We start from the raw sequence: 11,071 nt of genomic DNA, 5'->3' as shown, positions 1-11,071 counted from the left end.
GATGCAACAAAAAACCCGGAAGCTTTCACTGTCCGGGTTCTGTATCAGCCAGCATCGATCAGCGGTTGAACCGCTCCACCAACGAATACTGCGTATTCGCCGTCTTGGTCAGCTCTTCACTCAGCAGCGCCGAATTCTGCGCCTGTTCCGAGGTCTGGTCCGCCAGTGCCGAGATGTTGCTGATGTTGCGGCTGATCTCTTCTGCCACGGCGCTTTGCTCTTCGGTCGCGGCAGCGATCTGGGTGGTCATGTCGGTGATGTTGGCTACCGCTTCGCTGATCCCCACCAGGGCCTGGTCCGCTTCCATTACCCGCGCCACGCCTTCTTCGGCCTGGCGATGCCCGGCTTCCATGGTCTGCACCGCAGTGCCCGCGGTTTGCTGGAGCTTGGCGATCAGGGCGTGGATCTGCCCGGTGGATTCGCTGGTGCGTTGCGCCAGCTGGCGAACTTCGTCGGCCACGACCGCAAAACCACGCCCCATCTCGCCGGCGCGCGCCGCTTCGATGGCGGCGTTCAGTGCCAGCAGGTTGGTCTGGTCGGCGATGCCCTTGATCACGTCGACCACGCCGCCGATTTCGTTGCTGTCCTTGGCCAGTTGGGTCACGGTCGCACCGGTTTCCCCCACCACCACCGACAGGCGCTGGATGGCTTCGCGGGTTTCCCCGGCGATGTCGCGGCCGCGGCCGGTCAGGCGATTGGCTTGCTGGGTGGCGTCGGCGGTGCGCTGTACGTGGCTGGCGACTTCCTGGGTGGTGGCGGCCATCTGGTTGACGGCGGTGGCCACCTGCTCGGTTTCGACGCGTTGGCGCTCCAGGCCGGTGGAGCTGTCGTGCGCCAGGGCATCGGACTGCCTGGCCTGGTCGGTCAGGTGCTCGGCGGTGTCCTGCAGGCGAGTCAGGCAGGTTCTCAGGCGTGCTTCCTGGCTGAGGATCGACATCTCCAGGCGTGCCTGGGCGCCGCGGCTGTCGGTGTACATCTGCGCGATCAGCGGGTCGGACGTGGTCTGCTCGGCCAGGCGCAGCAAGCGCTTGAGGCCGCGTTGCTGCCAGCTCAGGCCCAGCAGACCCAGTGGCACCGAAAGGCCGGCCGCCAGGGCAAAGCCCCATTGGGAGTTCAGCGTCGCACCGATCATGAAACTCAACTGGCTGACCAGGATGAAGGGCAGCCAGTCCTGCAGGACCGGCAACCATTTATCCGTCGAAGGAATGGCCGACTTGCCCTGGTTGATTCGTTGGTAGAGTGCTTCGGCGCGGCGAATCTGTTCGGCGGTGGGTTTGACCCGCACCGACTCGTAGCCGATCACCTGGTTGCCTTCGAAGATCGGTGTCACATAGGCGTTAACCCAGTAGTGGTCACCGCTCTTGCAGCGATTCTTGACAATGCCCATCCATGGCAAGCCTTGTTTGAGAGTGCCCCACATGTGCGCGAAGACCGCGGCGGGCACGTCGGGGTGACGCACCAGGTTATGCGGCGCCCGGATCAGTTCCTCACGAGAAAACCCGCTGATCTCGACGAAATCGTCGTTGCAGTAGGTGATCATGCCCTTGGCATCCGTGGTGGAAATCAACCGTTGCTGAGCCGGGAAGGTCCGTTCGCGTTGTGTAATGGGCTGGTTATTACGCATGGCTTATTTAATCCGCAAGGCTTTGACAGGGTGTCGGCCGTGCAGTGGCTTTATTGAATTTATTTTTTTTGCCGGGCGCTCTGCGTCGATCAAGGCGGATAGGCGACGACGGGTCGTACTGTAACGGTTTGTAAGGGTTTCCCTCGGGAGGCGCTCAGCGTATGATTTTGCGCCCCCAGCGCTGGCGCTTCAGTGGCCGATGCCGGGGAGAAAAGTACTCCTAATAATAAATACAGAGTCACTACCCAACGGAATTCAGCAAGTTTCTCAAGGTTATGTCGGACCCATGAGGGTGTTCGACGCACCCATCGCACGAAGCGATGGCGGTACCGTTGAGAATATAAAAAGGTGGAGAAAGTCATGCGTAAAAAAGTTGCAATAATTGGGGCTTCGTTTCGTTTTCCCGGCTCCACTTCCGCAACTTTTTGGCAGAACCTGCTGGAAGGTCACGACTTCATCACCCAGGTCGACCCGTCCCGCTGGTCCCGCGATGCGTTTTTCCACCCGGACAAGGCCAACCCTGGCACCGCCTACACCCTGGCGGCTGGCACCTTGGGTGACATTTCCACCTTCGATGCCGGCTTCTTCAGCATTTCGCCCCGGGAAGCGGCGATCATGGACCCCCAACAGCGCCTGTTGCTGGAACTGGGCTGGGAAGTGTTCGAGAACGCCGGGGTAAAACCGTCGAGCGTGCGCGGCAGCAACTGCGGGGTGTACCTGGGCATTGCCAGCACCGACTATGCCTATCGCCTGTCCCATGACCTGTCGCTGGTAGACGCTTCCACGGCCACGGGCAACACCTTCAGCATCGCGGCCAATCGCCTGTCGTATTTCTATGACCTGCACGGCCCGAGCATGGCGGTCGATACCGCGTGTTCCTCGTCGCTGGTCGCGTTCCACCAGGCCTGCCAGGCCATTCAAAGCGGCGATATCGACCAGGCACTGGCCGGCGGTATCAGCCTGCACCTGCACCCGTTCGGTTTCCTGATCTTCTCCAAGGCCTCGATGCTGTCGCGCAAAGGGCGCTGCAACGTCTTCGACGAAGCCGGTGACGGTTACGTGCGTTCCGAAGGGGCAGGGCTGTTCTACCTCAAGGATTACGACAAGGCGGTGGCCGATGGCAACCAGATCCTCGCCGTCGTCGCTGGCAGTGCGGTCAATACCGACGGGCGCAAGTCCGGGCTGACCGTGCCCAGCGCCGACGCGCAGGCGGCCTTGATGACCCAGGCCTACGCCAGTGCCGGGATCTCGCCGGCCGACATCGATTACCTGGAAGCCCACGGCACCGGTACCCCGGTGGGCGACCCCATCGAAAGCCGGGCCATCGGCCTGGCGCTGGGCCAGGTACGCGGCGCGGACAAGCCGTTGTTGATCGGTTCGGTCAAGAGCAACATCGGCCACCTGGAGGCCGCGTCCGGCGTGGCCGGCTTGATGAAGGCGCTGTACTGCGTCACCGAGCGCCAGGTGCCGGCCACCATCGGCATCAAGAATCTCAACCCGCGTATTCCGTTCACCGAGCTCAACCTCAACGTCGCCACCCGCAACCACGCCCTCAAGCCGGATGGCACGCTGGTGGTGGGGGTCAACTCGTTCGGTTTCGGCGGCGCCAACGCCCACGTCATCCTGCAAAGCCATACCCCGCAAGCTGCACCGCCCGTTGCCCAGACAGGCGCCGTGCCGCTAATGATCACGGCCAAGGACAGCGCCGGATTGGCGGCCATGGCCGAAAGCATTGCCCAGTACTTGGACGATCACCCCGCAGCCGGCCTCTATGACGTGGCGTACCAGGCCATGCTGCGTCGCGACCTGCATCCACAACGCGTGGTGGTGTTCGAGGCCGATCGACAGCAAAGCGCCCAGGCGCTGCTGGATTTCGCCCTGGACCCGGCCGCCCCGGCCTTGAGCGCGGTGGTCGAAAGCGGTCGCGCACTGGATCAGGCCCAAGGCCCGGTGTTCGTCTACTCCGGCAATGGCTCGCAGTGGCAGGGCATGGGCAAGGCGCTGCTCACCGATGCGGTGTTCCATGCCGCAGTGACTGAAATCGACACGCTGTTCCAGCGACTGGCCGGCTATTCGCTGATTGCCGAACTGGCGGGCGAATACGGGCAGGAGCGTTACCACCTGACCGAACTGGCCCAGCCGGCGCTGTTCGCCCTGCAAGTGGGCGTGACCCGCATGCTGGCCAGCCAGGGCGTGGTGCCGCAGGTGGTCATGGGCCACAGCGTTGGCGAAGTGGCGGCCGCCTGGGCCTGTGGCGCGTTGACCCTTGGCGACGCGACCCGCGTGATCTACCACCGCAGTCGCCTGCAGGGGCTGACTGCCGGCTCCGGGCAAATGTCCGCCGTGGGCCTGTCGGGCAGCGACACCGCGAACCTGTTGCTGGAGCTGGGTCTGGACGACGTGGTCGTGGCCGGCGAAAACAGCTTCAAGGGCGCCACCGTGGCCGGTTCCGTGGCCGGTCTTGAACGTCTGGAACAGGCACTCACCGAGCGCCAGGTGTTCGTGCGCCGCCTTGGCCTGGACTACGCTTTCCATTCGCCGGCGATGAACGTCATCGCCGAGCAGGTGGTCGAGGCCTTGCGTGACATCGCGCCGCGCGCCAGCCAGATCCCGATGTATTCCACGGTCACCGGTGGCTTGCTCGATGGCGAGCGCCTGGACGCCGAATATTGGTGGCAGAACATCCGTTTCCCAGTGCTGTTCCAGTCCGCCAGCGAGACCCTGTGCGAGGAGGGTTACAACGTCTTCGTCGAAGTCGGACCGCACCCGATCCTGCGCAGCTATGTCAGCGATGCCCTGGCGACACGCGAGCAACAGGGCGTAGTGATCGCCACGCTCAAGCGCCATGACGACGCGCCGCCGATGGTCACCCGCGCGGTGGCCAAGGTGCTGATCAGTGGCGCCGAGACCGACCTGGCGTGCCTGTTCCCGAGCACCGGTCGCTTCGTGCGCTTGCCCAACTATGCCTGGCAGCGCGAGCGCCACTGGCATGCCGATACACCGGAGTCGGCGCGCACGCTGTACCTGGACCGGGTGCATCCACTGCTGGGTCATGCGGTACCCGGCCACGAATTGACCTGGGACAGTCGCCTCGACACGCAACTGTTCCCGTCCCTTGAAGACCACAAGGTCGGCGACGCCGTGCTGTTCCCCGGCGCCGGTTTCACCGAGCTGGTGCTGGCGGCCGCGCAGTGCTACCAGCCGGGTGAGTTCGTCGACATCGAAGAGCTTGAAATTCACAGCCCGCTGGTGCTGCACGCCGAGTCGAGCAAGCGCGTGCGCGTGCAGATCGACAGCAGCGACGGCACCGTGTCGATCGTTTCGCGCAGCACCTCCCAGGAAGAACCCTGGGCCCGCCATGTGGTTGCCCGCCTGCCCGGCGAGGCCCGTGGTGTGCTGCTCAGCGAACCGGCACCAGCACTGCCAACCCGCGCCGCCGATTTCAGCCGTGCCGAGCATTTGCAACTGACCTCTGCAGTCGGCCTGAATTACGGCCCGGCTTACCAGGCCATTGAAGCCGGCTGGATCGACGGTGACCAGGTGCTGGCGCAGCTCAGCGTCCCGAGCGTGATTGAATCGGAACTGGCGGCCCTGCACCTGCATCCGGCGCTGCTGGACAGCGCGTTTCAGCTAATTACTCAACTGCTCAGTCGCGATCCCAAGGCGCGTAACGGCCTGGCGTTCATCCCGGTGAAACTGGGGCGCATCAACTTCGCTGCGGGTAGCCTGCCACCGTGCCTGGCCAAGGTGCGCCTGGTGCGTCGTTCGGAACACTCGCTGCTGGCCGACTTCACCCTGTACGACGCCCAGGGGCGTGCCGTGGTGTGCATCAAGGACGCGCGTTTCCGTGCCGTCAAGTTGCACAAGGACCGCAGCGGCGACCTGAAACTGGTGGATTTTGCCGGCGTTGCCAAACCCTGGCCGCTGGCCGCGCGTGAGTTGCCGCAACCGGCCTCGCCATTGCACAGCGTCCTGGCGCAAAGCCTGGCATCGGTGATCGATGAACCGACCCTGGTGCGTTACAGCCAGGAAGTCGATCCACTGCTGGACAGCCTGTGCGCAAGCTTCGTGCTGGAGGCCATCGCGTCCCTCGGCGGCCAGCTCAGCGCGGCGCAACGGGCAACCTGGCAGGCAGAAGCACAAGGCTTCTCGGGCTACCTCGATCATCTACTTCAACAGGCGCTGGACGACGGCAGCCTGATTGCCAGCGGCGATGCCTGGCTGCTGGCCGATCAGGACGAGCGGCCCAGTGCCCAGGACATCTGGCAGGAACTGTTCCGCAGTTATCCCGAGCACTTCCAGATCATTCACTCGGTGGGCCGGATCGGCATCCACCTGCTGGACCTGCTCAGCGGCACGGTGCAGATCGACGCGTTGCTGCCCCGGGAAACCTCGCCGGCGCAACTCGCCCGCCAGGTGCTGGGCGCCAGCGGCTACCACGCCGTGCTGGATGCGATCAAACGCCACATCGAACAACGCCTGGCGGTTCTTCCGGCCGGCCAGCGGCTGCGCATTCTCGAGCTCGGCTTCGGTGGTTCGCCTTTCGCCGCGCAACTCTGTGCGCAGCTGGATTTCGACCGAGTCGACTACCAGTACAGTGCCGACGACCTCGACCCGGCCAGCTTGCTGCAAGTCGACTTCCCGGACTTGCGCCTGCTCAGCCTGAGCGACGCCGCGCAATTGCCGGCCGATGGTTTTGACCTGGTGCTGGTCGCCACCGACCTGGCGCCGTTGCAAGCCATCAGCGCAGGCCTGGGTCAGGCCACGGCGCGCTTGTCCGCCGGTGGCCAGCTGATGTTGCTGGCGCAGCACCCGGCCCGTTGGGCAGATTTCGTGTTCGGCGCGCAACCTTCGTGGTGGCTGGCCGGGCAGGGCCAGGGCAGCCTGTCGGTGCAGCAGCGCCCGGGCTTCTGGCAACAGGAATTGCGCCGCCACGGCCTGAACGTGGGCGAGGCGCTGGAGTTGAGCCCGGCCATGTCCAGCGGCAGCTACGTGCTGGTGGGTTCGGCGGAAGCGGCGGCACCATTCGAGCCGCAGCCACTGCCGGCACAGCGCTGGTTGCTGGTGGCCGATGAGCAGGGCGCGGAATACGCCTTCGCCCAGCAACTGGCCGCCGCCCTGCGCGAGCAGGGGCAAAACGTTGACTGGCTGGCGCCGGCGTCGGCCCAGGATCTTGCTGCGCAACTGCGCGCTGCGTCCGTGCCGCAGCACCTGCTGTTGCTCAGCGGCCTGTTCGGCAACGAGGGGCTGGACGACCAGGCGCGGCGCTGCATGCTGGCCGCGGCACTGACCCAGGCCTGCGAGCAGGCGGGCATCAGTCCCGATTGCTGGCTGCTGACCCGTGGTGCGGCAGTGCATCTGCTGCCGCCCGCTGCTCAGGTCGCCGGTCACCTCTCATCCCTCGCCGATGCGGCGTTGTGGGGCTTTGGTCGCACCCTGGCCAACGAAGCCGTGGGTTGCCGCGTGCGCCTGCTGGACCTGGCCGAAGGCGCCGGGGTCGAAGCGTTGCTGCCGGCCTTGCTCAATGCCGATGACGAAACCGAACTGGCCATCAGCGCCGAGGGCGATCGCTACGTGGCCCGCCTGCGGGTGCGCCCTGATCAGCTGGAAACCAGCGCTGAGCAACAGGCACCGACCCAGGTCAGCCTCGGCTTCGAACTGCCGGGCCAGTTGCGCAACCTGCGCTGGGAAGCCCACGCACCGTTGCTGCCGTCGGGCGATGAACTGGACATCGAGGTCCAGGCCACCGGCCTGAACTTCCGCGACGTCATGTACGCCCTCGGCCTGTTGTCCGACGAAGCCATCGAGAACGGCTTCTCCGGCCCGACCCTGGGCTTCGAATTCGCCGGTGTCGTGCGCGGCAAGGGTGCGCAGGTGGAGGGCGACTTCGAGCCGGGTGACCGGGTTGTCGGCTTTGGCCCGTCGAGCTTCGCCAATCGCCTGATCACCAATGCCAACGCGGTGGCGCGGATTCCCGAGGGCATGTCCTTCGAGGCGGCGGCGACCATTCCGAGCACCTTCTTCACCGTGTACTACGCGCTGCACCACCTGGCGCGCCTGGAACCGGGCGAGAAAATCCTCATCCACGGCGCTGCGGGCGGTGTCGGCATTGCCGCGATCCAGATCGCCAAATGGTGCGGGGCCGAAATCTACGCCACCGCCGGCAGCGATGAAAAACGCGACTTCCTGCGCCTGCTCGGGGTCGAGCACGTGTTCGATTCGCGCTCCCTGGCGTTTGCCGACGAGATCCTGGCGATCACCGCCGGCCGTGGCGTCGACGTGGTGCTCAATTCCCTGGCTGGCGAGGCGATCAACCGCAACCTGCAAGTGCTCAAGCCTTTCGGCCGCTTCCTCGAACTCGGCAAGCGTGACTTCTACCAGAACACCAAGATCGGCTTGCGCCCGTTCCGCAACAACATCAGCTACTTCGGCATCGACGCCGACCAGTTGATGAGCGAGCGCCCGGACCTGACCCGCCGCCTGTTCGGCGACATGATGCAGCTGTTCCGCGACGGCATCCTCAGCCCGTTGCCGTACCGCGAGTTCGATGCCAACGATGTCGTCGAGTCGTTCCGCTACATGCAGCAGGCGCGGCAGATCGGCAAGATCGTCGTCACCTACCGCACGCCGATCCAGCAGGTGTTCCGCGCGCCGCTGGCAAAGGCGCAGGCTTTGCAGCTGGCGGCCGACGGCACCTACCTGGTCACTGGCGGGCTCAGCGGTTTCGGCCTGCGCACCGCGCAATGGCTGGTGGACAAGGGCGCTCGTCATCTGGCGTTGCTGGGTCGTCGCGGCGCGGCCACCGAAGAAGCGCAACCGGCGCTGGCGGCCTGGCGCGAGCAGGGCATCGAGGTCCAGGCGCTGGCTTGCGACATCACCGACAGTGCTCAGTTGCGCAGCGTGCTGGCCAGCATCGAAGCCTCCCAGGCACCGCTGCGAGGCGTGGTGCACGCGGCCACCGTGTTCGAAGACGGACTGATCCGCAACCTGACCCAGGCGCAACTGCAACGGGTGCTCGAACCCAAGGCCAAGGGCGCGCAGTACCTGCACGAACTGACCGCGCACCTGGCGCTGGACTTCTTCGTGCTGTTCTCCTCGGCGACCACCCTGTTCGGCAACCCGGGGCAGGCCAACTACGTGGCGGCCAACCATTGGCTCGAAGCCCTGGCCCGTCATCGCCTGCTGCAAGGTTTGCCGGCCACTGCCGTGCTGTGGGGCGCCATCGACGATGCCGGTTTCCTCGCGCGCAACCAGGACGTCAAGGACGCCCTGCAAAGCCGCATGGGCGGCGTGGCCTTGCAGTCGCAGACGGCCCTCGACACCCTGGAACGCCTGCTGCTGCAACAGCGCTCCGGGCTGGGTGTGCTGGAACTCGACTGGAAAGCCCTGTCGCGCTTCCTGCCGGCCGCCGGCTCGCCGAAGTTCAGTGAACTGGCGCGCCTGCACAGCGGCGAGCAGGAGGAAGAGAGCAACGTCGATGACATCCAGCGCCTGTTGCAGGAGATGAACGACGAGGAACTCACCGAGCTGTTTGCCGAGATGCTCAAACAGGAAATCAGCGAGATCCTGCGCATGCCGACCAGCAAGCTCGACAGCAGCCGACCCCTGCAGGAACTGGGGCTGGACTCGCTGATGAGTGTGGAGCTGGTGGTGGCGGTCGAGGAGCGCTTCGGCATTCGCCTGCCGGTGATGGAACTGAGCGAAACCTCGAGCATTGCCAAGTTGACCGTGCGCATTCTTGAACTGCTGCGCGGCAGCCAGGATGCCGAGGACGCGCCCGTTGCCGAAGACAACTTGCAGGCGCTGACCCTGGCGCGCCATGGCGCCGAGCTGTCCGCAGCCGAGCTGGCCCAGGTCCGCGAGGGCGCGCGCGACCCTGATTCCCAACCCTCCCGTTTGATCAATTGACCACCGACTATGACCTCTAAAAGTTCACCAGGGCTTGGCGCTTCGATGAAAGACAAGCTGATTCAGCAAGCCCTGGAACGGCGCCTGCGGCAGACCGGCGACGGCGCGCCGCCGGCCTCGCTGGCGGACGTGAGTCGTAATGCCCGGTCGGTGCCGGAGCAGTTCTACCGCTTCGACCAGCATCCCGGTTACCAGCAACTGCGGATCATGCATGACGGCGCGGCGCGCTTTGGCCTGGCCAATCCGTTCTTCAAGCTGCACGAAAGCCTGGCGGGCGCCGAAACCACGATCGGGGGTCAGCGCTTCGTCAACTTCGCCAGCTACAACTACTTGGGTTACTCCGGGCATCCGGTGGTGGCCGAGGCGGCCAAGGCGGCCATCGATCACTACGGCACGTCGGTGTCGGCCAGTCGCCTGGTGTCCGGCGACCGGCCGATCCATCGCGAGCTGGAGGCCGAACTGGCCCGGCTGTACGAGGTGGATGACGCGGTGACCTTCGTCAGTGGGCATGCCACCAACGTCACCACCATCGGCTACTTGTTCGGCCCGCGGGACCTGGTGATCCACGACGAACTTATCCACAACAGCGTGCTGCAAGGCATCCAATTGTCCGGCGCGCGGCGCTTGAGTTTTGCCCACAACGACCATGAAGCACTCGACCGTCTGCTCGGCGATCAGCGCCAGCATTTCGAGCGGGTGCTGGTGGTGCTGGAAGGCATCTACAGCATGGACGGCGACTACCCGGACCTGCCGCGTTTCGTCGAGCTGAAGAACAAGCACAAGGTGTTCCTGATGGTCGACGAGGCCCACTCGCTGGGCGTCATGGGGGCCAACGGCAAGGGCATTCGCGAACACTTCGGCCTGGCGGGCAAGGACGTCGATATCTGGATGGGCACCCTGAGCAAGACCCTGGCCAGCTGCGGTGGTTACATTGCCGGCGAGTCAGCCCTGGTCGAACACCTGAAGTTCATGGCGCCGGGGTTTCTCTACAGCGTCGGCATGCCGGCCTCGGTGGCGGCGGCGGCACTGGCCGCGGTGCGCTGCCTGGCCCACGACGCCGAACGCGTGGCGACCTTGCAGGCGCGCGGCCAACAGTTCCTCGCCCTGGCCCGCGAGGCGGGGCTGGACACCGGCACCAGCACCGGGCTTGCGGTGATCCCGGTGATCACCGGCAGTTCACTCAAGGCCACGCAATTGTCCGGCGCCCTGGCCAAACGCGGAATCAACGCCCAACCGATCCTGCACCCGGCCGTCCCGGAAAAAGCCGCCCGCGTGCGCTTCTTCGTCTCGTGCCTGCACACCCCAGAGCAAATCGCCGAGACCGTGGCCATCGTCGCGCAGGAACTGCAAAAGCTCTAACGCCCCTTGTAGGAGCTGGCTTGCCAGCGAAGAGGCCCGCCAGCCCAACACAAAATTCAAAACCGCCTTCGCCGGCAAGCCGGCTCCTACAAGTCCCGGCCAATGCCACGATGTTTTTGTAGGAGCTGGCTTGCCAGCGAAGGGTCCCTCAAGCCCAACACAAAATTCAAAACAGCCTTC

Annotated in this window: 3 protein-coding genes; 2 read left to right on the top strand and 1 reads right to left on the bottom strand. The window is 65.0% G+C overall.

Going from position 1 to position 11,071, the window contains the following annotated elements:
* Positions 1–58: 58 nt before the first annotated feature.
* Positions 59–1,624: a methyl-accepting chemotaxis protein gene (locus SOP95_RS30920; RefSeq protein ID WP_274077709.1), complete on the bottom strand. Its 1,566-nt coding sequence runs from the start codon at positions 1,622–1,624 to the stop codon at positions 59–61.
* 360 nt (positions 1,625–1,984) lie between these two features.
* Between SOP95_RS30920 and SOP95_RS30915 the strand changes: the two genes are divergently transcribed.
* Together SOP95_RS30915 and SOP95_RS30910 are read left to right on the top strand one after the other, a co-directional pair.
* Positions 1,985–9,532, top strand: coding sequence for an SDR family NAD(P)-dependent oxidoreductase (locus tag SOP95_RS30915; RefSeq protein ID WP_323609447.1), 7,548 nt, complete (start codon positions 1,985–1,987; stop codon positions 9,530–9,532).
* A gap of 9 nt (positions 9,533–9,541) precedes the next feature.
* Positions 9,542–10,891 carry an aminotransferase class I/II-fold pyridoxal phosphate-dependent enzyme gene (locus SOP95_RS30910; protein ID WP_323609446.1) on the top strand — a complete coding sequence of 450 codons (1,350 nt, stop codon included), beginning with the start codon at positions 9,542–9,544 and terminating at the stop codon, positions 10,889–10,891.
* The last annotated feature ends 180 nt before the right edge of the window (positions 10,892–11,071 follow it).

It is taken from the genome of Pseudomonas sp. YuFO8 (assembly GCF_035065025.1).
GTDB classification, from domain to species: domain Bacteria; phylum Pseudomonadota; class Gammaproteobacteria; order Pseudomonadales; family Pseudomonadaceae; genus Aquipseudomonas; species Aquipseudomonas putida_AE.
The sequence above is the reverse complement of the archived record's forward strand: the minus strand, read 5'-3'. Positions and strand labels throughout refer to the sequence as shown.